General features: G+C 57.8%; 18 protein-coding genes, 1 tRNA gene and 3 pseudogenes. 12 read left to right on the top strand and 10 right to left on the bottom strand.

What is annotated here, in order from left to right; genetic code table 11:
- Positions 1–90 precede the first annotated feature (90 nt).
- On the bottom strand, positions 91–360 hold the full coding sequence (locus ACYZTU_RS19200; protein WP_046047769.1) for a hypothetical protein: 270 nt from the start codon (positions 358–360) through the stop codon (positions 91–93).
- A 476-nt stretch (positions 361–836) separates the two neighbouring features.
- Between ACYZTU_RS19200 and ACYZTU_RS19195 the strand changes: the two genes are divergently transcribed.
- Positions 837–1,043 (top strand): hypothetical protein, encoded by a 207-nt coding sequence (locus ACYZTU_RS19195; RefSeq protein WP_461964735.1) that lies wholly within the window; start codon positions 837–839, stop codon positions 1,041–1,043.
- A gap of 112 nt (positions 1,044–1,155) precedes the next feature.
- Here the strand turns inward: ACYZTU_RS19195 and ACYZTU_RS19190 are convergent, their stop codons facing one another.
- Together ACYZTU_RS19190 and ACYZTU_RS19185 are read right to left on the bottom strand one after the other, a co-directional pair.
- Positions 1,156–1,941 (bottom strand): transporter substrate-binding domain-containing protein, encoded by a 786-nt coding sequence (locus tag ACYZTU_RS19190; RefSeq protein ID WP_461964734.1) that lies wholly within the window; start codon positions 1,939–1,941, stop codon positions 1,156–1,158.
- 169 nt (positions 1,942–2,110) lie between these two features.
- On the bottom strand, positions 2,111–2,812 hold the full coding sequence (locus tag ACYZTU_RS19185; RefSeq protein ID WP_461964733.1) for a murein L,D-transpeptidase catalytic domain family protein: 702 nt from the start codon (positions 2,810–2,812) through the stop codon (positions 2,111–2,113).
- 81 nt (positions 2,813–2,893) lie between these two features.
- On the opposite strand from ACYZTU_RS19185, the gene ACYZTU_RS19180 reads away from it, so the two are divergent.
- The 7 genes and pseudogenes from ACYZTU_RS19180 (at position 2,894) to ACYZTU_RS19150 (ending at position 12,757) form a co-directional block, all read left to right on the top strand.
- On the top strand, positions 2,894–4,645 hold the full coding sequence (locus ACYZTU_RS19180) for a L,D-transpeptidase family protein (protein ID WP_461964732.1): 1,752 nt from the start codon (positions 2,894–2,896) through the stop codon (positions 4,643–4,645).
- Positions 4,646–4,684: 39 nt separating this feature from the next.
- Positions 4,685–5,218 (top strand): annotated as a pseudogene (locus ACYZTU_RS19175) (aldolase); the annotation flags it as partial.
- A 61-nt stretch (positions 5,219–5,279) separates the two neighbouring features.
- Positions 5,280–6,851, top strand: a complete 1,572-nt coding sequence (locus ACYZTU_RS19170) for a sensor domain-containing diguanylate cyclase (RefSeq protein ID WP_461964731.1) — start codon at positions 5,280–5,282, stop codon at positions 6,849–6,851.
- 137 nt (positions 6,852–6,988) lie between these two features.
- Positions 6,989–7,924, top strand: a pseudogene (locus tag ACYZTU_RS19165) (DUF1254 domain-containing protein); the annotation flags it as partial.
- Positions 7,925–8,320: 396 nt separating this feature from the next.
- Positions 8,321–10,891 carry a bifunctional diguanylate cyclase/phosphodiesterase gene (locus ACYZTU_RS19160; RefSeq protein WP_461964730.1) on the top strand — a complete coding sequence of 857 codons (2,571 nt, stop codon included), beginning with the start codon at positions 8,321–8,323 and terminating at the stop codon, positions 10,889–10,891.
- A gap of 98 nt (positions 10,892–10,989) precedes the next feature.
- Positions 10,990–11,784: an exodeoxyribonuclease III gene (locus ACYZTU_RS19155; protein WP_461964729.1), complete on the top strand. Its 795-nt coding sequence runs from the start codon at positions 10,990–10,992 to the stop codon at positions 11,782–11,784.
- 112 nt (positions 11,785–11,896) lie between these two features.
- A complete protein-coding gene (locus ACYZTU_RS19150; RefSeq protein WP_461964728.1) occupies positions 11,897–12,757 on the top strand; it encodes an arylamine N-acetyltransferase family protein in 861 nt (286 codons plus the stop codon).
- A gap of 28 nt (positions 12,758–12,785) precedes the next feature.
- On the opposite strand, the gene ACYZTU_RS19145 is transcribed toward ACYZTU_RS19150, so the two are convergent.
- Positions 12,786–13,118, bottom strand: a complete 333-nt coding sequence (locus tag ACYZTU_RS19145; protein ID WP_461964727.1) for a BrnA antitoxin family protein — start codon at positions 13,116–13,118, stop codon at positions 12,786–12,788.
- A gap of 3 nt (positions 13,119–13,121) precedes the next feature.
- Entirely contained in the window at positions 13,122–13,403 is a 282-nt protein-coding gene (locus ACYZTU_RS19140; protein ID WP_461964726.1) for a BrnT family toxin, read from the bottom strand.
- Positions 13,404–13,657: 254 nt separating this feature from the next.
- On the opposite strand from ACYZTU_RS19140, the gene ACYZTU_RS19135 reads away from it, so the two are divergent.
- Complete coding sequence (locus ACYZTU_RS19135; protein ID WP_461964725.1) at positions 13,658–15,175, top strand: nucleobase:cation symporter-2 family protein; 1,518 nt, start codon at positions 13,658–13,660, stop codon at positions 15,173–15,175.
- Between the two features lie 195 nt (positions 15,176–15,370).
- On the opposite strand, the gene ACYZTU_RS19130 is transcribed toward ACYZTU_RS19135, so the two are convergent.
- Entirely contained in the window at positions 15,371–15,775 is a 405-nt protein-coding gene (locus ACYZTU_RS19130; RefSeq protein ID WP_461964724.1) for a RidA family protein, read from the bottom strand.
- Positions 15,776–15,917: 142 nt separating this feature from the next.
- On the opposite strand from ACYZTU_RS19130, the gene ACYZTU_RS19125 reads away from it, so the two are divergent.
- Positions 15,918–16,844: a LysR family transcriptional regulator gene (locus ACYZTU_RS19125; protein ID WP_461964723.1), complete on the top strand. Its 927-nt coding sequence runs from the start codon at positions 15,918–15,920 to the stop codon at positions 16,842–16,844.
- A gap of 83 nt (positions 16,845–16,927) precedes the next feature.
- Here the strand turns inward: ACYZTU_RS19125 and ACYZTU_RS19120 are convergent.
- Together ACYZTU_RS19120 and ACYZTU_RS19115 are read right to left on the bottom strand one after the other, a co-directional pair.
- A pseudogene (locus ACYZTU_RS19120) lies at positions 16,928–17,152 on the bottom strand (nucleotidyltransferase domain-containing protein); the annotation flags it as partial.
- Positions 17,153–17,371: 219 nt separating this feature from the next.
- A tRNA-Asn gene (locus tag ACYZTU_RS19115) sits at positions 17,372–17,447 on the bottom strand.
- A gap of 227 nt (positions 17,448–17,674) precedes the next feature.
- Between ACYZTU_RS19115 and ACYZTU_RS19110 the strand changes: the two genes are divergently transcribed.
- Positions 17,675–17,905, top strand: coding sequence for a hypothetical protein (locus tag ACYZTU_RS19110; RefSeq protein WP_033061947.1), 231 nt, complete (start codon positions 17,675–17,677; stop codon positions 17,903–17,905).
- Here the strand turns inward: ACYZTU_RS19110 and ACYZTU_RS19105 are convergent.
- Together ACYZTU_RS19105 and ACYZTU_RS19100 are read right to left on the bottom strand one after the other, a co-directional pair.
- Positions 17,902–18,102: a hypothetical protein gene (locus ACYZTU_RS19105; protein ID WP_461964722.1), complete on the bottom strand. Its 201-nt coding sequence runs from the start codon at positions 18,100–18,102 to the stop codon at positions 17,902–17,904. The genes ACYZTU_RS19110 and ACYZTU_RS19105 overlap by 4 nt on opposite strands.
- Before the next feature lie 141 nt (positions 18,103–18,243).
- On the bottom strand, positions 18,244–19,440 hold the full coding sequence (locus ACYZTU_RS19100; RefSeq protein ID WP_461964721.1) for an amino acid aminotransferase: 1,197 nt from the start codon (positions 19,438–19,440) through the stop codon (positions 18,244–18,246).
- A 352-nt stretch (positions 19,441–19,792) separates the two neighbouring features.
- On the opposite strand from ACYZTU_RS19100, the gene uvrB reads away from it, so the two are divergent.
- Positions 19,793–21,808, top strand: coding sequence for an excinuclease ABC subunit UvrB (uvrB, locus tag ACYZTU_RS19095; protein ID WP_461964720.1), 2,016 nt, complete (start codon positions 19,793–19,795; stop codon positions 21,806–21,808).
- The last annotated feature ends 329 nt before the right edge of the window (positions 21,809–22,137 follow it).

Below are 22,137 nucleotides of genomic sequence, written 5' to 3'. Positions count from 1 at the left end.
CAAACCGCAAGAGCGGTAAACAGGACGGCTTATGCTGCCGGTCCCCTGTGTGGGCTGAGAGGCGTCCGAGGAGGGCGCCCCTTTGTGACGTCAGGACGGTTCAGCATCCATGCGTCGAGCGATGACGTCCAATACATCGCAGCCATCGCGCAAGGGTATGCAGCAAAGCATTGCGAAGTCGCTGAGAATCACCGAGTCCGTGGTGATGTCGCCGCGCATCGCGAGGTTTTCTAGGATCTGCGTGACCGCACCAATTCGGTAGCGTGCGGTGCTAAGCAGGGAGTGCAGTGGCTGGGTGGTATTTACATACAGCGAGGGAAGGTCGTCTGCGTTGCTGGTTAAAGCCATATATTCTTTCATGAGTGATTGCCTTGAAGTGAAGTGAGATCACCTACCACTCGTTGTCGCCAAACAAAGGGTGGTAGCTGCACGCGGGTTGGCGAACCGGACAAGGCACAAACCGGCAGACCCGAAGATCTCCCACGCACAGCCACCAAAAAAAGGTAGCCAAGTGCGTTTAGAAACTCTCCGAGCTGGCTCGGAGGTTTCTGTGCCTTATCATCGAGTCGCCAAACCCGATACGTCATATGGACGCGGATCGGACTATAGGCCTCGTGACAAAGGCACAGCAATGCGCAAGTGTACGGACAATTCCCAGAGTCGTGTAGGACGTTGCTCTTTTTGACAGTTTGTCTGGGGAATGCCCTTTTTTGCCTCAAGCAATCAGTACCTGAACCAACGCTGTCGCCCAGCAAAGTTTCATAATTCCTGTTGCTCTTGCGGCATAGGATGACTCCCTAAGGTCACCGCGCTTCCAACCCACAGGGAACTGAAAAATGATCTCGAACCTCTTCAAAGTCGTGTTGATCGCCGGTGCATTGCTGTTGAGCGCCTGCTCGGGTGTCAGCACCAGCAGCTGTTTTTCAGAAGACTGCCAATCGTTTGATGGCCTTAGCCCCAACAACCCCAACAAGTTGAACTTCGGCGGGAGCGCAATCGGTAGCAGCTTCAGTGAGTACAGCGAGGGTTTGCTGCACGACTAAGGGCGGGCGCAACGGCTTAGGTGTTTCTGCCGTTGCGTTGCCCTTGAAAGGCGACTGCTGCGCAGCCGGACGCAGGCTGCGCCAGCTGCTACATGGATCGAGTAGGTGGCGGCTATTTGGGCTCGGGTGTCGCTATCCACTGGCCCAAAACTTTTTGGTAGTTGCCCGTGACTTTGGCCAGGTGTAGCCACTGATCGACATACAACTTCCAAGTGATGTCGTCGCGGGGCAGCAAGTAAGCCTTCTCGCCATACTGCATGAATTGCGTCGGGTTGACCGCGCACAGGCCGGGTTTGAGTTTCTGCTGGTACAGCGCTTCCGAGGCATCGGTAATCATCACGTCAGCCTTCTTGTCCAGCAGCTCCTGAAAGATGGTCACGTTGTCGTGTAGCCGCAACTGCGCCTTCGGTAGAAAGGCGTGAACAAAGGCCTCGTTGGTGCCGCCGGCCGGTTCGACCAAACGAACCGAAGGCTGGTTGATTTGTTCGACGGTCTGGTACAGCGCCTGTTCTTCGCAGCGCACCAGTGGGATTTTGCCGTCGACGTCCAGCGTGGTGCTGAAGAAGGCCTTTTTCTGGCGCTCCAGCGTGACTGAGATGCCGCCGACGCCGATGTCGCATTTACCCGCCAGTAGGTCGGGCATCAGGGTTTTCCAGGTGGTCTGCACCCACTCGACCTTGACGCCCAAACTGTCGGCCAGCGAGCGGGCCATGGCGATGTCGATGCCCGAGTATTCGCCGTCCTCGGCCTTGTAGGTATAGGGTTTGTAGTCGCCTGTTGTACACACGCGCAGTTGACCCTGTTGGATGACGCTGTCCAAATGCGATTGCTCTGCCTGAGCGGCAAACGATAGAGCGAGCAGGCCACCGAGCATCATCGTGCTTTTTATGTTTTTCATTGTTATCCGGCTTCCATGATGGAGTGGGGGCTGAGGGTACTTATTTTTTACTGCACCGCTCAACATCATCCTGAGTTTTTAAATCAGCCTCGATTCCCAGCCAGGGTGTTTCTTGATAGGGGGACGTAGCGTTAAGAAGAAGGGCGGCCGGATAGGCTGCCCTTTTTTATCAGATCTTATTCGGCCTGGACGCATCCGCAACAGTGCCGCTGCCGCAATTGATATACGAAGAAGACTTCAACCAACGCTGATCCGGGTAATACGAAAACAGCAATTGCCCATCCTTCATCGAATCAATCAGCCGATGAGCAATCGCCGGCCGCACGGCAGGGCAGCCCAAGCTTCTGCCAATCCGTCCATTCGCACGGGCGAGCACCGGGCTGACATAAGGTGCACCATGAATAACGATTGCCCGGTCAAACGCGTTGTCATTGAAACCCGGTTCCAGGCCTTCCATGCGCAACGAATAGCCGTTCTGTCCGACATAGCTCTGTTGAGTGCGGTACAAGCCGATACTGGTGGCAAAGCTTTCATTCTGGTTGGAGAAGTTGACCGCCATGTTCTCGCCACTGTTGCGTCCGTGGGCGACCAGTTCATGAAACAGCAACTTGCGCTTCTTTAAATCGAACACCCACAACCGTTGTTCGGTCGAAGGCAGGGAATAGTCGATGACGGCGAGTCTTTGGACAGGTGCTTTGCCTTGAGCAATGCTGCACTGGGATGCGCGTACGGCCAGTCCAATCACCTTGGCGTTAGCATTGGGGGCCGCTTTGATGAGGGCGGCCGCGAGCGAATCGGCGTAGGCTGACGGTACTGACGTTATCGTCAGTAGCAGTGCCGTGAGTAGGAGGCCGAAGCGTTCTGGCGCCATATAGATGTCTCATCATGATAGTTTCGAGTCTAGCAGTGTGTGGAAAGCTAGCCGTTGAATGCGGGAGATTAAGGATTATCCATGGGGCAGTTAACAAGGTTATTCGTCATAAGCCGCGTCTTTTTTATGGGCTTTCTGATCAGCGGCGCTGCGATCGCCGAAAATTCGCCGATTGAGTCGACAATTGCGCCGAACACCGTAATGGAAGCCGCAGCGGACGATAACGTCGCTCAGGCGATTCAGGCCACGCTTGCTCCACTGAAAACAGCGTTTCCACCGTTGCTCACTTCACCGCGCCATCGGCGGGTGGATGTCAGCCGCCTGGTCATGGATTTTTATACGCATCGCGCCTATCGCGCGGCCTGGTCGAATGACACCGACGTCGGCCAGTTAATTAAAAGCCTGAATGACACTCAGGCCGACGGTTTGAACCCGGCGGATTTCCATATTGATGAACTGGTCAGGTCTCAGTCATCGATGCAGACCTCGTCGGCCACGCCCGAGCAACGGGCAGCCTTTGATATGGCGATGACTCATACCTTCATCACTGCATTGATGCAATTGCGGCGGGGCAAGGTCGATCCTTCACGGCTCGACATCCACTGGAATTTCGACCCGTCCGGCGTCGATCCCCGCGACGACGTCAATAACTTCTTCGCCGCACTCGACAACCATGATGTCGCCCGTGCCTTTGCTCAAGCGCCGCCGCAGGAAGCGGTTTACGTCGGCTTGCGTCAAGCCTTGGCGCAACTGCGCAAGGTTCGGGACATGGGCGGCTGGCCGAAGGTTGCTGAAGGCCATTCCCTCAAGCCTGGCATGGACGAACCCGCTGTCGCGCAGTTGCGGGCGAGGTTGGCCGCAGGCGGTTTTCTGGACCCGCGAATTACGCGCGGGACGAACTACGACGCCGCCGTCACCGCCGCGGTTAAAAAGTATCAAATCGAGCAATATCTTGGGGCGGATGGTATGGCAGGCGCAGCGACGCTGGCGGCGCTGAATGTGTCCGTTGATGCGCGCATCGATCAGGTGCGGGTGAACATGGAGCGGGCGCGTTGGCTGCTTTACAAACTTCAGGGCACGTTCGTCATCGTGGATATCGCCGGGTACAAGGTTGCGATGTATCGCGACGGTCACCCGATCTGGCGTTCTCGGGTGCAGGTCGGTAAACCGGTGCGCAATACACCGGTATTTCAGGCCGAGATTTCTTACATCACGTTCAATCCGACCTGGACCGTGCCGCCGACGATCCTCAAGCAGGATGTGTTGCCAAAAATTCAGAACGATCCAGGTTACCTGGCCGCCAACCAGATTCGCGTGCTTGATAGAGAAGGCAATGTGCTCGATCCGTCGACTGTCGACTGGAGCAATCCGCGCGGCCTCACCCTGCGTCAGGACGCCGGACCTGACAGCTCGCTCGGTCAGGTGGTGATCCGGTTTCCCAACGACTATGCGATTTACCTCCACGACACACCGCATCGCGAGTTGTTTGCCAAAACTATCCGCGCCACTAGTTCGGGCTGCATTCGGGTAGAGAACCCGCTGCAACTCGTGGAGCTGTTGTTCAATGACCCGGTCCGCTGGAATAGCGAAGGCATTCAAAAGCAACTGGCTAACGGCAAGACCGAGAACATCCGGCTTCCGGTGAAAGTGCCGGTGTTGCTGGCGTACTGGACGGTGGATTTGGGCAGTGATGGTCGAGTGGCTTTCAAACCTGATGTGTATGGATACGATGCGCCGGTGTTGCGCGCATTGAATCGGCCTTCGCAAATGCCTGTGCTGGATTTACACACATCGGCGGGTTCGGTGGTGGCGGCGGGGCCGAGTCAGCAGTAGGGATCAGGCTTGATTAAGTAAGTCTGTCCCCTATACGGCATGGCCGGCGAAGGGCAGCCGGAAGCGACCGCGTTCTACATCCACGCGAGACTGCATCAACAACTGCCGAGGGTGAAAGTGGCGTTCCATATGCACATGCCGCACGCCACGGCTTTGTGCCTGCTGCAAGGCCCGCCGCTGTTGTGGCTGGGGCAGACGGCCTTGAAGTTCTGCGGCCGTACGGCGGTGGGCGAGGATTACAACGGTCTGGCGCTGGACGAGTCTGAAGGCGACCGGATTGCCCGCGTCATGGGCGATGCCGACATCCTGTTTTTGAAGAACCACGGGGTGATCGTCGCCGGGCCCACCATCGCCGAGGCGTGGGACGATCTGTATTACCTTGAACTTGCCGCCCAGCTGCAGTTGATGGCGATGGCGACCCAGCGCGAACTCAAGCCGGTGCCCCATGAGATTGCGTAGCGGGCGTACGAGCAAATGCGCCTGGGGGATGCAGAAAGTGCTCAGGCACATTTGCAGAGTGCGATGCGGCGGCTATCCAAAGGACATTTGCCCGTTACCCTCCCCGTAGACTAAGCTCACAAAAAATAAGGGTTTTGGGTCTTCTACCCATGCCTTACCCTTGCAGGATGAGCTTTTGCCAATCCCTCTTCACGAGCCGCACAACGCCACGGGTGTCACCCTGAAACGGTTACCGCTGCGCAAAGCAGCGGTGCTGTTTATTGCGGTCGTGTGCCTGAGCCTGTGCGGTTTGCTTTACCTGCAACTGGAGCAATCGCGGCGGCACGATCTGGCATTGGCGCAAGTGGCGTCTTCAAACCTGACGCGGGCCATGGCGCAGCAGGCCGAAGACACCTTCATGCAAGCCGATCTGGTGCTGACCAGCCTAGCGGACTGGATTCAGGCTGACGGTTTCGGCGCGCCCCAAAAGGCACGCTTGCAGAAAACGTTCGCCCTGCGGGTGCAGGCGCTGAATCAATTGCACGGGATATTTCTGTTCGACCAGAAGGGGCAGTGGGTCGTTACCTCTTTCGACGATCTGCCACGCGGCCCGGGTGTGGCGGATCGCGATTATTTCAAGTTCCACCAGCAGAACGTCTCCTCCCTGGCGCACATCGGGCCGGCAATTCGCAGTCGGAAAAATGGCGAGTGGATCATTCCGATATCCAAGCGTGTGAACGACAAGAATGGCAATTTCCAGGGCGTTTTGTTGGCCGGAATCAAGATGGCGTACTTCGATCAGTTTTTCAAAAGCTTCAGCATTGATGATAACGGTTCGATGTTTTTGGGGTTGACCGACGGAACGCTGCTGGCGCGACGGCCGTTTGTGGAATCGCTGATTGGCACATCACTGGCCAAAAGCGAGATCTTTGAGAAATTGCTGCCCAACGCGTCCTCCGGTAATGCGATGTTCAGCTCACTGGTCGATGGTGTTGTGCGGTTGTATGGCTACCGTCAGCTCGACACTTATCCGCTGGTAGTGTCCGCCGCCTCGTCCAGGGAATCGATTCTCAAGGACTGGTACGACACCGCGTTTCATTCCACGGTCATCGTTGCCCTGGTGGTGCTGGGCGTGGGGCTGTTCGGTTGGGTGTTCCTTCATCAGGTGCGCCTCGGCGAACGGGTTGAGGCGGATTTGCGCAAGGCGAAGGAAGCGCTGAAGCTGATCGCGACCCATGACAGCCTGACCGGCCTGGCCAATCGCCGGTTGTTCGAAGGGGCGCTGGACATCGAGTTCGGCCGTGGCGCCCGGCAGTCGAGTTCGCTGAGCCTGATCATGCTCGATATCGATTACTTCAAACCCTACAACGACGCTTACGGCCACGTGGCGGGGGACCATTGCCTGGCTGAGGTGGCGCGGGCGGTGAAGGGGTGCTGCCATCGAAAGGCCGATTTGGCCGTGCGTTACGGTGGTGAGGAGTTTGCGGTTTTGCTGCCCGACACCGACATTCACGGCGCGATGGTGATTGCCGAGCAGATTCGCCGTAGCGTCATGGACAAGAACATCATCCACAGCGGTTCACCCACGGGATTCGTGACGGTCAGTCTTGGCTGTTATTCGTTTGTGCCGACTGGGCGGGACAGCATGGAAGTGTTTATCGAACGAGCGGACGCGGCGCTGTATCAAGCCAAACATTCGGGGCGAAACCGTTCGGCGGTGCTGTCGATGGAAGGCGGTGTCGAGGCACTGCTGCGTTCGGATCGTTGAGGTGTAGGTTGTTTCACCCGTGCAACACTTCGGCCAGCCGGCTGTCCGCCTGTCAGATCCTCTTGAATTGATCGTCTAGAGTTGCGGTAGCCCTGCCGATTCCGGCAAGTCTCCCCACCGAACGGACGATCGCCACAATGTTGATAATTCAAGCATTGACAGCCGTTGCTCTAACCGTCGCAGTCACCGCTATTTTTCCGCTCGCGAGCCGCGCTCAATCGACAGTCACAGCCACGGAAGCTCACGCAATCGGCGTGGATGCCTACCTTTATTTTTACCCGCTGTTGACGATGGACATCACCCGCAAGCAATTCACCCCTATCGAACCGGGCAAGGAATTCGGTAAAGGTCCGACGAACAAGTTTGTCAACGTGCCGCAGTATCCACTTTCAGATATCAAAGGGGTGGTGCGCTCGAACGTCGACTCCGTGTATTCCATTGCCTGGCTGGATTTGACCAAAGAACCTCTGGTGATCGCGGCGCCCGATACGGCCGGGCGTTTTTACGTTCTGCCGATGCTCGACATGTGGACCGAGGTGTTCGCCTCACCGGGCTGGCGCACCACGGGTACACAAGCGGGGCAGTTTTTGGTGACACCGCCGGACTGGATCGGGACGGTGCCTGCCGGACTTAACCATCTGCCGGCGCCTACACCCTTTGTCTGGGTCATTGGCCGCACCGACACCGACGGTGCGGCGGACTACGCGGCCGTGCACAAAATTCAGGCTGGTTATACCGTGACCCCGTTGTCCCTGCTGGGTAAAAGCCCCGAGCTTGCCAGCGTGAAAGGCGACCCGACCGTGGACCTGAAGACGCCGCCAAAGATCCAGGTCGACACCATGTCGGTGGCCGACTACTTCGCCTACGCCGTCCAGTTGCTCAAAGTGCACCCTGCGCACATCTCCGATCAACCGATCCTGGCGCAGATGAAGCGTATCGGTCTCGAACCCGGAAAATCGTTCAACATGGATGCGCTGGAGCCTGAAATCAAAGCAGCGCTTCAGACCGTGCCCGAAGACGCGCAGACGCTGATGACGTGGAAGGTTCCAACACTCACGCGCGTGGTCAACGGCCGAAGGATAGGTTCAACCTGACCACGCGTTTGTATGGGCTCAAGACCGAGGTGTTGAACGGCAAGTGGAACCTGCCGGCGGTCACAAGCCGGGGTAAAAACCGGTTACATCCTTTACGTTTGAGACCGGGGACATGGTTTACAGGTATCAATCAGGGTCAGGAGGCTGACCATGCCCTGGAATCGAGAGTCCCCGATGGATCAGCGAGTGAAATAAATCAGTGACTGGCTTAGCGGCAGTTACAGCAAGAGCCAACTGAGTGGGCTCTATGGCGTTATCCGGGCGCCAGAGCCCAGCATGGCTGCTATGTTCAGTGAACGTTCGATGAGTGCTCTGGTAAAAAAGTATTGCGAGCGTCGCATCCCGATCAGGCAATCGATTGACAGGATCAAGTGCATGGATATGACTGCCGTTACCACTGTCGCCGCTCCCCGTCATACGCCGATAACCCGCAACCTGGTGATTGTCGTCGGCCTGCTGTTTGTTCTGGGTGTGTTGATCGCCCTGTTGGCCTTGTTCAACATTGCCGGGCGGCTGGACGCCCAGGACTTGGCCAAGACCACTTTCTACACCCAGCGTGCGCTGGAAAACCGCATCACCGCCTCGAAAAACTACGTCGTCAGTTATGCCAACTGGACGACCGCCTACGACCATTTGAACGGCAAGGTCGATGTGCAATGGGCCTATGCCGAGCAGAACCTGGGCAAAACCTTGTTCAGTATCGATCACTACGATGGCGTCTTCGTGGTCGATCATCAGCAAACCAAATACGCCGTGGTGCGTGGGCTTCAGGTGCAGGAGGCGGCGACCACCTATCTTTCGGCATCGATGGCGACGCTGATACAGGCAGTCCAGAGTCAGGAAAGCCTCATTGATCCCATCAGCCAGTTCACGCTGTTCGAGGGCAAACCGGCATTGCTGACGGCTGCCGCGATCGTCCCCAATGACGAAAGGCCGGCGGCCGATCCTCAAGGCACCTCGGTGCTGGTATTCGTCGACCCATTAAGCCCTGACAAGCTCAGCGCCCTGAGCACCGATTACGGTTTGCATGATTTAAACCTGGCGCCTGATGACGCCATCGCGCCCGGCAGGCCAGCCGTGGTACTGGCGGGCACCGGCTACAGCCTGGTTTCCCGACTTGAACAACCGGGTCATCAATTGCTCTGGTCGCTGCTGCCGCCATTGGGCGGCGCGCTGTTGGTGCTGGCGTTGTTAACGGCTTATTTCTTCCAACATGTCTTACGCGCGTCCGGGCACGTGGATGCCAGCTACACCAGCCTCGATTTATCGAACCAGGCGCTGGAGGCCAGTGAAGATCGTTTTCGTGCAGTGGCTGAGGCCGCTTCCGACTGGATCTGGGAAATCGACGACAAACATTGCATCTCCTATCTGTCAGGACGTTTCGCCACCGTCACCGGTTATTCCGATCAGCAATGGATAGGGCAGGACATCGGGCAACTGCTCAATTGCGATACGATTCCCTTGTCGCTGTGGCTGCATAAGCTCAATGAAGAACAGCCCGTCAGCCATTTGCGCTGCTCCTATCGCGACCCGTTGGGGCAACAGCGTATTTGCCGGATTTCGGCACGACTGATCCGTCGCAAGGGCGCGGTACTGGGCTTTCGCGGAACGGCCAGCGACATCACCGATGAAGTCGCCGCCCATGCCCAGATCCAGCACCTGTCGTTGCACGATGCCCTGACGGGGCTGCCGAATCGCAACAAGCTGGCGCGTTTCCTCGATGAGGCCCTGGCGCAGAAAGAGCATTCGGCGGCGCTGGCGCTGTTGATGATCGATCTGGACAACTTCAAGCCGATCAACGATTCCCTCGGCCACCCGGCCGGCGACGCAGTGCTGCTGGAAGTTGCCACCCGATTGCGCAAGTGCACGCGGGACATTGATCTGGTCGCTCGGCTCGGTGGTGATGAGTTTGTGCTGGTGCTCAACGGCATGGACAGCCACGCTGAAATCGACCGGTTCTGCGAGCGCTTGCTCGAGAGCCTGCACCAGCCGATTCATTACGAGCATCACACGCTGCACATCGGGGCGAGCATCGGTGTCGCCTTGAGTCGGCGTCAGGGTCACATCCCCAATGAGTTGATCCGGTGTGCTGACATTGCGCTGTATCAGGCTAAATCCGATGGCAAGAGAACCTGGAGCTACTTTGCGTCGCACATGAACCATCAGATCCAGCACCGCCGGCGCCTGGAAAACGACCTGCGCCGGGCAATCAAGAACAACGAGTTCGTGATGCATTACCAGCCGCGCTACAACATGGGCGGCAAGCAGGTCGTCTCGGTGGAAGCGTTGCTGCGCTGGCAGCATCCGGAACAGGGGCTGCTGAGCCCCGATGCGTTTATCCCATTGGCCGAGCAGACCGACCTGATCGTGCCTTTGGGGCGTTGGGTGCTGCGCGAAGCCTGTGAAACGGCCCTGACTTGGCCCGGTGCGTTGATGGTGTCGGTCAATTTGTCGCCTGTTCAATTTGCCCGCAGCGATGTGGTGGAGGACGTCAGGGAGGCGTTGATCCAGACCCGTTTACCGGCCAGTCGCCTGGAACTGGAGATCACTGAAAACGTGATGCTCATTGATGTGGAGGGCGCGTTGGCGACCATGAATGCGCTCAAGGAGCTGGGTGTGCGGTTGAACATGGACGACTTCGGCACCGGTTATTCGTCCTTGGGTTACCTGCGCACGTACCCGTTCGACGGGTTCAAGATCGACAAGCGTTTCATCTCGTCCATGAGCAGCGGCGGCAATGACCGCGCCGTGGTGCAGGCAATCATCAACCTGGGCAAGGCCATGGGCCTGACCGTGACGGCAGAGGGGGTCGAAACCCTGGAGCAAATGGACTTCCTGATCTCGGATCAGTGCCATGAGGTGCAGGGATTCTACTTGAGTCGACCCATGGAAAAGCAGGCGTTGCTGCCATTGCTCAAGGCGTCGCAGGACGAGTTTCCAGTGTAGGGGCGTGCCTTTAGTCGCCTGTCTCGCTCGCGGCGGCAACTGCCGGGGCGCACCCCGGTCACAACTGGATATCGATCCGCCATTGCGAGCGTTGGGACATGAAGAACCTGAGAATCGCGACGTTCAACGTCAACGGCATGCGCGCCCGACTGCCGAATTTGCTGGCCTGGCTTGAGCGAGAGCAACCCGACATTGCTTGTTTGCAGGAGCTCAAGTCGGTCGACAGTGCATTCCCCGCCGCCGAGCTTGAGGCCGCTGGCTACGGCGCGATCTGGCAAGGTCAGTCTTCATGGAACGGGGTGGCGATCCTGGCGCGGGATGCACAGCCGCTGGAGAGTCGTCGAGGTCTGCCGGGCGATGACAGCGACACCCATAGCCGGTATCTGGAGGCCGCCGTGCACGGGATTCTGGTGGGCTGCCTGTACTTGCCCAATGGCAACCCGCCGCCGGGGCCGAGGTTTGATTACAAGCTGGCGTGGTTCGAACGGCTGATCCACTACGCGCAGACGCTGCAGGCCAGTGAGCATCCCGTGGTGCTGGCCGGTGACTACAACGTGGTGCCCACCGACCTGGACATCTACAACCCGAGATCCTGGCTGAAGGATGCGTTACTGCAACCTGAAAGCCGCGAGTGTTATCAGCGCCTGTTGGCCCAGGGCTGGACCGATTCCTTGCGCCAACTGTATCCGGAGGATCGGCTCTATACGTTCTGGGATTATTTTCGCCAGCACTGGCAGAAAAACTCAGGCCTGCGCATCGATCATCTGCTGCTTAACCCGGCGCTGAGCCCTTATCTGCATGAGGCGGGAGTGGATGCCTGGGTTCGCAACGAGCCGCATGCCAGCGATCACGCGCCGACGTGGATTCGCTTGAGTTCGCGCAAGCGGCGTTGATCTTGACGTGTACGGCGATTGGCTAAATCAATTGTCAGTCGAACCGCTTTATCCCTTATACATGGCGCCCATCGGCCCAGAGATCCGCGGCCCCCTGCATAAGGACAGATCAATGAGCGAGCCACACCTGACGAACAGAGCGTTGTACTTGCAGCGTCTTGGCTTCGACGCGCCCCCGGCGCCGACCCTGGAAACCCTGCGCCAACTTCAACTGCGCCACACCGGCGCCTTCCCGTTCGAAAATCTCACCACGTTGTCGGGTCAGCCGGTGGTCATCGACCTGCCGTCCATCGAGCAAAAGGTCCTGCACGACGGTCGCGGCGGTTACTGCTACGAACTCAACAACCTGTTTCTGGTCTTGCTTCAGGAACTGGGCTTCGATGCTCGCGGCATCTCCGGCCGAGTGGTCATGGGCCAACCCGAAGACGCGTGGACCGCCCGAACGCACCGCTTGAGCCTGGTAACCCTGGACGGCGTGCGCTACATCACCGACGTCGGCTTCGGCGGCATGGTTCCCACCGCACCGCTGATGCTTGATAGTCCGACTGAACAGTTCACACCTCACGAACCCTATCGCATCGAACAGCATGAGGATGGCTACACCCTCCGTGCCAACGTCGCCGGCGAGTGGCGGGCGATGTACATTTTCGATTTGCAGCGCCAGGAAGACATCGATTACGCCGTCGGCAACTGGTATGTCTCGACCCATCCAGAATCGTCTTTTGCCAGACAGTTGATGGTGGCGCGCGCCGGGGAAGGGTGGCGCCGCACACTGAACAACGGCAGTTTTGCGATTCATCGTATCGGCAGTGAGACTGAACGGCGGCAAGTGGCGGATGTGGATGAGTTGATCGGGTTGCTGGAGCGTGAGTTCGGAATTCTGGTGCCGGTGCATGCAGGGTTAAAGCGGGTGTTTGAGGGGCTGATTGAATCAAGTGCAGCTTTAATACCAAACAGCGGCACTCGGGCGTGAATCGCTCGACAGTGCTCATGAGGCAGGATCAAGACTCCATCACTCGATGGATTTCGCTGAGTACCTCTGAGAGTTTTTTTTCCAGACTGCGCAGTTCGCAGGCCGTAATCCCTTCTTTGAAATGTCCTGCGTTCGCGACAGCGGTGCACTGATCCGGCTCCGCCGTTTTGCCTTTATCGGTGAGTAAGGCCTGGCGCAAGGTGTTGTTGATCACAGTCTGATAGCCAAATCCCTCGCTCTCGGCCATAGAGCGAGCAGCCTCTATGACGACATCATCCAGCATGATGGTAATTCGGGTTTTGCCTTTGCCAGAAGCAACTGCTCCGCGTTTGGCATTGCTGAAGTCGTACTCGTCTTTCATTGATCAAACCTCCGTATAGCGCCGGCGCTCGTTTTTGGTGGCGATGCGCGCAGAAATAATTCGAACGAAATTCGGATCGCGATAGGTGTACGCGACGACCAACAAACGACCTTTGGCATCCAGCCCCATGATGATCCACCGCTGCTCATCGTGATGGTTGTCTTGCAACGAGAGGGCTCTCTCGTCATAAAACACGGCCTCCGTTTCCGCGAGGCTGATCCCTTGATGCTTTAATTTGTTAGCTGCGTTCTTTGCCTTGTGATACTGAATTTCGAATGGCTTCATTATGCATACTTTATATGTATAAGCGAGAGGCGTCCGTGCCGGCGGTCGCTTGGAATTCCAAAGACTAGCGGGCGAGGGAGGAGGCAAAGAAAGGATGTATTTCAAAAGTTTTGGGGGGGGAGGCTGCGTAGGTAAAGGACCGCGTGGACAGGTGTCCGTAATCTGACTGGTTAGTTGTATACAACTCTATAGACATTTGTCCTGACTCTTGCATACAGTGTGCGCACAACAAAAACCAGGGAACCCTCCAAACCATGAAAACGCCCCCTGTTTCACACCAACGGCCTGAGGATGAAAATCTCGGTGTCGGCGCGAATATGGCTTACGGCCTGCAACACGTTCTGACCATGTACGGCGGCATTGTCGCGGTGCCTTTGATCATCGGCCAGGCGGCCGGGCTCTCGCCGGCGGACATTGGTTTGCTGATTGCTGCTTCATTGTTTGCGGGTGGCTTGGCGACATTACTGCAAACGCTGGGATTACCGTTTTTTGGCTGCCAATTGCCGCTGGTACAGGGCGTGTCGTTCTCTGGTGTCGCGACGATGGTGGCGATTGTCAGCAGTGGCGGGGAGGGCGGGTTTCAATCGATTCTCGGGGCGGTGATAGCCGCGTCATTGATCGGGCTGCTGATCACTCCGGTGTTCTCGCGAATCACCAAGTTTTTCCCACCGTTGGTGACGGGCATCGTGATCACCACCATCGGCCTGACGCTGATGCCGGTAGCCGCACGCTGGGCCATGGGCGGCAACAGCCACGCTCCGGACTTCGGCAGCATGGCGAACATCGGTCTGGCGGCCGTGACGCTGATGTTGGTGCTGCTGTTGAGCAAGATCGGCAGTGCGACCATCTCTCGATTGTCGATTCTGTTGGCCATGGTCATCGGTACGGTGATCGCAGTGTTCCTCGGCATGGCAGACTTCTCGTCCGTCACCCAGGGCCCGATGTTCGGCTTCCCGACACCCTTCCATTTCGGCATGCCGACTTTTCACTTCGCCGCGATCCTGTCGATGTGCATCGTCGTCATGGTGACCCTGGTGGAAACCTCGGCGGACATCCTCGCGGTGGGTGAAATCATCGACACCAAGGTCGACTCCAAACGCTTAGGCAACGGCCTGCGCGCCGACATGCTGTCGAGCATGATCGCGCCGATCTTCGGCTCCTTTACCCAAAGCGCCTTCGCCCAGAACGTCGGGCTAGTGGCGGTGACCGGCATCAAGAGCCGCTTCGTGGTGGCTACCGGTGGTGTGTTTTTGGTGATCCTCGGTTTACTGCCGTTTATGGGCCGGGTCATCGCCGCGGTACCGACTTCTGTTCTCGGCGGCGCCGGTATCGTGCTGTTCGGCACCGTGGCGGCCAGCGGTATTCGTACGCTGTCCAAGGTCGACTACCGCAACAACGTCAACCTGATCATCGTGGCCACCTCCATCGGTTTCGGCATGATCCCCATCGCAGCGCCGAATTTCTACGACCAATTCCCAAGCTGGTTCGCAACGATCTTCCATTCAGGCATCAGCTCCTCGGCAATCATGGCCATCGTGCTCAACCTGACCTTCAACCACCTCACCGCCGGTAATTCGGATCAGCAATCGGTGTTCGCGGCCGGTACTGAGCGTGTCCTGCGCTATCAGGATCTGGCGGCGCTGCGCGAAGGGGATTACTTCAGCGAAGGTATACTGCGTGACTGCGACGGGAATGAGATTCCGGTGGTGGAGGCGGACCATGGTTCGACGGAGCCGCGAGCGGTGCATTCCAAAAGCAGTGAACATGTCTGACGGCTGCACTCGCTAAAAGGGCTGTAGATCTGCCGCCCACAAAAAAGCCCTTGAACCTTTCGATTCAAGGGCTTTTCGATATTACTGTCTGGCACGGCCTGGACTCGAGGTCTGCCCTTTGCGCATCGGGCGCGATCGCCGGCCCATCGTGTGTGTCGTCATGAAAGCGCGGCAGGCGGTCTATCGCTGGTCAGATCAGCTCCTGGTGGTTTCTGGAAGCTTGGCGATCACCTTGATCTCGAACTGGAAGCCATAGAGCCACGTTACGCCGACGGCGGTTAACGTCGGGTGCGGCGAGTGACCCCAAAACTCCGGGACAACCTTCCAGATCGCTTCGAACTTCGATTCGGGATCGACGATGAAGATGGTTATGTCAATCACGTCGTTAAATGTGCAACCGGCAGCTACCAGGATCGCGTTCAGATTGTTGAACGCGAGCCGGACCTGCGCCTCCAGGTTGGGTTCGGCCGAGCCGTCTTCGTTGCTACCGACTTGCCCCGAAACGAACAAAAAGCCATTGGAGCGGATCGCCGGCGAATAGCGATTGCGCTCATAAAGCGCCTGGCGTCCGGGCGGAAAAACAACATCACGCTTTGTCATATCTTGCCTCCATCAACGGGTCAAACCGACCCTGAACTAACGATGAAAGGACTTTAAGGACTTGTGCTTGCCCGATAAACGAGCAACTGTAGCTATCACTGTTCGTAAAACCCAAACAATCCGATAACTATCCGGGGCAGTAATGGACCGTTTCGATGCGATGCAGGCATTTGCTCGGGTGGTGGAAGTTGGCAGCTTCACCAAGGCGGCCGAAACACTGCATATGAGCAAGACCAGCGTGACGCAACTGGTGCAGCAACTGGAGGCACGGTTGCGCGTCAAATTGCTCAACCGCACGACCCGCAAGGTCAACGTAACGGCCGACGGCGCCGTCTATTACGAACGCGTGGTGCGGCTGCTGGCCGACCTGGACGATGCCGAGACTAGCCTGTCCAGTGCCTCAGCGCTGCCCAGGGGCCGGTTGCGAGTGGATGTGCCCAGCCCGCTGGCTAGTATGATTCTAGTGTCGGCATTGCCTGCGTTTCATGCTCGATACCCCGATATCCAGATCGACATGGGCGTAAGCGATCGCATCGTGGATCTGATCGGTGAGAAGGTGGATTGTGTCGTGCGCGGCGGCGAGCTAACCGATCAGTCTCTAATGGCACGGCGGGTAGGCGACCTCCAACTTGGCGTTTATGCGGCGCCGAGCTACCTGGAGCGCCTCGGTACGCCCTTGCATCCGCGAGAACTGGAAGATTCGCATCATCGTATCGTCGGCTTCCTGTGGGCGCGCACCGGCAAGGCCCTGCCGTACGCCATGCGCCGCAACGGCGAGAGTGTCCAGATCCAGGGTCGCTACGTGTTATCGGTTGACGATGGCAATGCCTACATCGCGGCTGGCCTGGCCGGCCTGGGAGTTCTTTGGCTGCCAGACTACATGTCCAAGGCCCACCTGGCGCGCGGCGAGCTGGTGCCCTTGTTCGAGGACTGGCGTCTCGATCCGATGCCGATATACGTGGCATTTCCGCCGAACCGGCATATCAGCATCAAGGTGCGCGTGTTCATCGATTGGGTCGCTGACCTGATGGCACAACATGCGCCTATGACTGACCGACGTGATTCGTGACTACAGCGTTGGAAGTGGGGTGAGGTAATTCGATATCGGGGCCGCTTTGACCAATGATCGCTCCTGGCCGTTTGCTGTCTGTCGGGATCGGCTGCTTTGGGGCGATTACGGGACAAGAAAAAAGAGATCTGCATTCTCATACACGGGTAATGCTGAACAAACAGCTCTACATGCTCTTCCAGTGTTTGCGGCCACATCAGGTCCTGTTCAGAGCGAAGTACTTGAGTTGACCGGATGAGTTTGCGCGAGGCTTCGCGTTGCAAGCGTAGCGATTGCGTCGGTGTGGTCGCCTGATCGATAAGATCGGCTTGGCCGAGCGGCAAGCGGAATCGGAGAGTGGAGCGGTGGTGCAGTGGTGCGCGACATAAGGGGACTCCCTTTTATCGAACTGACCTATATCCCAAACTCTACCCTTAAACGGTTGGCACCCATCGGAATCCGAAGGAACGCCAAAACGAAAAAACCCGCCAGAAGGCGGGTTTTTCAGGGGTTTCAGAGATTTTGGAAGCCTTCTCTGGAACCTTGTATGGCTCCACGACCTGGACTCGAACCAGGGACCCAGTGATTAACAGTCACTTGCTCTACCAACTGAGCTATCGCGGAATGGCGTGTATGTTACTGATTCAAAAAGAGAAGTCAAGCACCTGTTAGCCACTTGACGGATTCATGGGGACGGACGGTGGTTTATCGACGGTGGGCGGTTACCAGAATTGCCTCAGAGGTCTACCATGGCCGCCCGGAAGTGGTTACACGCGCTGCCGGCCATTCGCCGAAAAGGTACGCGCCATGAATCAACTAACCACCACGCCTCGCCACAATGGGGTGTTCGCATGAGCATCGCTCAGATCAGCCTGCCCAAAGGCGTCGGTCCTCACGCCGAAAAACTGTTCGACGCAATCACTCAGGCCAGCACCGCTGACGAATTGAACCGTGCCGGTGGCAAGGCCGAAGGTTTCGTCCTGGGCCTGGAAAGTGCCAAGGCCATCAAAAGCCAGGTCGCCGAATCCCTCTACGTCGCCTATGACGACGCTGCCAGCCAACGCGCAACCGAACTGGCTTAACCGCCGAAGGTGACGGTGGCGAGCATCAATTTGGTATACAGCATCGTTGCGGCCAGTTGCACCAGCCACAAGGCCAGGCCGCCGAGAAACACGCCGGCAGCGACTTGCATCATTAGGTTATTACTACGTTTGGCCGGGGTGCGAGGCGCGAAGTGATTCAGCTCATCGCGGTCGGCGCGTAGGTCATCGTTTTTCATGTCGGCTCTCGTAAGAATTTCGGGGTATACATAAAACCTGTGGGTGCAGTCTAGAGCTCTCGGTCGATGCATTGAGAATTATCTGAGACAAATAAAAAACGGGAAGCCCAAGGGCTTCCCGTTTTTTTACCACTCAACGACTCAGATCACCTTAACGATGGCCTTGGTCACGACCTCGATGTTGCTCTGGTTCAGCGCGGCAACGCAGATGCGGCCGGTGTCCAAGGCGTAGATACCGAATTCGTTACGCAGGCGGGTCACTTGCTCAACCGTCAGGCCGGAGTAGGAGAACATGCCACGCTGGCGGCCGACGAAGCTGAAGTCACGCTGGGGCGCTTTCTGGGCAAGCAGGTCGACCATCTGCATGCGCATGCCGCGAATCCGCAGGCGCATTTCAGCCAGTTCTTCTTCCCATTGGGTGCGCAGTTCCGGGCTGTTCAGCACGGCGGCGACGATGCTTGCACCGTGGGTCGGCGGGTTGGAGTAGTTGGTGCGGATCACGCGTTTGACTTGCGACAGCACGCGCGCGCTTTCTTCTTTCGATTCACTGACGATCGACAGGGCGCCAACACGCTCGCCGTACAGCGAAAAGGATTTGGAGAACGAGCTGGAAACGAAGAACGTCAGGCCCGATTCAGCGAACAGACGCACGGCAGCGGCGTCTTCGTCGATGCCATCGCCAAAGCCCTGATAGGCCATGTCGAGGAACGGCACGTGACCTTTGGCTTTCACCACGTCCAGAACGTTTTTCCAGTCCGCCGGGCTCAGGTCCACGCCGGTCGGGTTGTGGCAGCACGCGTGCAGCACAACGATCGAACCGGACGGCAGAACATTCAGGTCTTCCAGCAGGCCGGTACGGTTAACGTCGTGGGTCGCAGCGTCGTAGTAGCGATAGTTCTGAACCGGGAAACCGGCCGTTTCGAACAGCGCGCGGTGGTTTTCCCAGCTCGGGTCGCTGATCGCCACGACAGCGTTCGGCAGCAGTTGCTTGAGGAAGTCGGCACCGATTTTCAGCGCGCCAGTACCGCCAACGGCTTGGGTGGTGATGACCCGGCCCGCGGCGATCAGCGGCGAGTCGTTGCCAAACAGCAATTTCTGCACGGCCTGGTCGTAGGCGGCGATGCCGTCGATTGGCAAGTAGCCACGGGAAACGTGTTGAGCGACGCGAATCGTCTCGGCTTCGACAACGGCGCGCAGGAGTGGAATTCGCCCCTCCTCGTTGCAGTAAACACCGACCCCCAGGTTGACCTTGTTGGTACGGGTATCGGCGTTGAATGCTTCGTTGAGGCCCAGGATTGGATCACGTGGTGCCATTTCGACAGCGGAGAACAGGCTCATTTTGCGGCGGCTCTGAATGGAGAGTGGAGGGACGTGTCGCGCTCCAGCCGAATGCACTAGAGCGGTGCACAAACGGGGAGCTAGTATAGAGGCCATCAGCGATTGATGGCGACAGACGATTCTGCTTTTACGTTAAGTTTTTCCGATTATTTTTCGACCGTTAGTCGATTGGCAACGTCAAACGTTTTACCCGATGTAGGACGTTTGCCTTGAAAGCGCGGGCAATCGGCTCCACATTGAGCGCAATCCAGTTTTTTCCTCGGGCGACATCGGTCGTTTGCGGTCTTTCTCGTTGCTGTCCGGTTTGACCGTACAAGGCGCGACTCCTGCTTCGAAACCGAGAGGTTATTTCATGTCTGAATTCCAGCTAGTCACCCGCTTCGAGCCCGCTGGCGATCAGCCGGAAGCCATCCGTCTGATGGTCGAGGGCATCGAAGCCGGGCTGGCACACCAGACGTTGCTTGGTGTAACCGGCTCGGGCAAGACCTTCAGCATTGCCAACGTGATCGCCCAGGTGCAGCGTCCAACCCTGGTGCTGGCGCCGAACAAAACGCTGGCTGCACAGTTATATGGCGAGTTCAAAGCGTTCTTCCCGAACAACGCCGTCGAGTACTTCGTTTCCTATTACGACTACTACCAGCCCGAAGCCTACGTGCCGTCGTCGGATACGTTCATCGAGAAAGACGCCTCGATCAACGATCACATCGAACAGATGCGACTGTCCGCGACCAAGGCGTTGCTGGAGCGCAAAGACGCGATCATCGTCACCACGGTGTCGTGCATTTACGGTCTGGGCAGCCCGGAAACCTATTTGAAGATGGTTCTGCACGTGGACCGCGGCGACAAGCTCGATCAGCGTGCATTGCTGCGCCGTCTGGCGGACCTGCAATACACCCGCAATGACATGGATTTCGCCCGTGCGACTTTCCGGGTCCGCGGCGATGTGATCGATATCCACCCGGCAGAATCCGATTTTGAAGCGATCCGCATCGAGCTGTTCGATGACGAAGTCGAGAAGATTTCCGCCTTCGATCCGTTGACCGGCGAAGTGATCCGCCAGTTGCCGCGCTTCACCTTCTATCCGAAAAGCCACTACGTGACGCCACGGGAAACCCTGCTCGGCGCCATCGAAGGCATCAAGGTCGAGCTTCAGGAGCGCCTGGACTACCTGCGTTCCAACAACAAACTGGTGGAAGCGCAGCGTCTGGAGCAACGCACCCGGTTTGACCTGGAGATGATCCTCGAGCTGGGTTACTGCAACGGCATTGAAAACTACTCGCGCTACCTGTCTGGCCGTGAATCTGGCCAGGCGCCACCGACCTTGTTTGACTACCTGCCGGCCGACGCCTTGCTGGTGATCGACGAATCCCACGTCAGCGTGCCGCAGGTCGGCGCCATGTATAAAGGCGACCGTTCCCGTAAGGAGACGCTGGTGGAATACGGTTTCCGTCTGCCGTCAGCGCTGGATAACCGGCCGATGCGTTTCGACGAGTTCGAAAACATCAGCCCGCAGACGATCTTTGTTTCGGCCACGCCGGGCAATTACGAGGCGGAACACGCCGGTCGCGTGGTCGAGCAACTGGTCCGTCCGACTGGCCTGGTGGACCCGCAAATCGAAATCCGCCCGGCGTTGACCCAGGTCGACGATCTGCTCTCGGAAATCGGCAAGCGCGTGGCGCTAGAAGAACGGGTGTTGGTCACGACGTTGACCAAGCGCATGTCCGAAGACTTGACCGATTACCTGGCTGACCACGGCGTACGGGTGCGTTATCTGCACTCGGACATCGACACGGTTGAACGGGTCGAAATCATCCGCGACCTGCGTCTGGGCACCTTCGATGTATTGGTGGGGATCAACCTGCTGCGTGAAGGCCTGGACATGCCGGAAGTGTCCCTGGTGGCGATTCTCGATGCGGACAAGGAAGGCTTCCTGCGTTCCGAGCGCTCGCTGATCCAGACTATCGGCCGGGCGGCGCGCAACCTCAATGGTCGGGCGATTCTCTACGCGGATCGCATTACCGGCTCGATGGAGCGGGCGATCGGCGAAACCGAGCGCCGTCGTGATAAGCAGATCGCCTTCAACCTGGCCAATGGCATCACGCCCAAGGGCGTGTTCAAGGACGTTGCCGACATCATGGAAGGCGCCACCGTGCCGGGCTCGCGCAGCAAGAAGCGCAAAGGCATGGCCAAGGCCGCCGAGGAAAACGCCAAGTACGAAGCAGAATTGCGTTCGCCGGGCGAAATCGCCAAGCGTATTAAGGCGCTGGAAGAGAAGATGTACCAGCTTGCGCGCGACCTGGAATTCGAAGCCGCGGCGCAAATGCGTGATGAGATTGGCAAGTTGCGGGAGCGGTTGATCACCGTTTGAGTTTTGCAGCACCCGAGCGGGCCTCTTCGCGGGCAAGTCGGATCGCCGCCCGCACGCTCCCACAGGTTTTGTGTCGTTTATCAATTATGCGAACGACACAAAACCTGTGGGAGATTCTATGTTGCAGGGGAACCCTGCGGTCTTAAATTCGGCTGGTATTCGCTCTGGTTTTTCATGAGAGCGAATGCCATCGGCTGATATTCGGCCATTCACCGCGGCATGCGTGCGTTGTAGGCGCTACCTTGGCTTAAATGCCCTGCTCACTGGAGCCGGGCGGGCAACGCCTGTTACCATTCGCCCTTTGTTTTATCTTCATTTCGAGACTTGCC

The organism is Pseudomonas sp. HLT2-19-2, from assembly GCF_054898005.1.
This window is presented reverse-complemented; position numbering and strand designations above follow the sequence as displayed.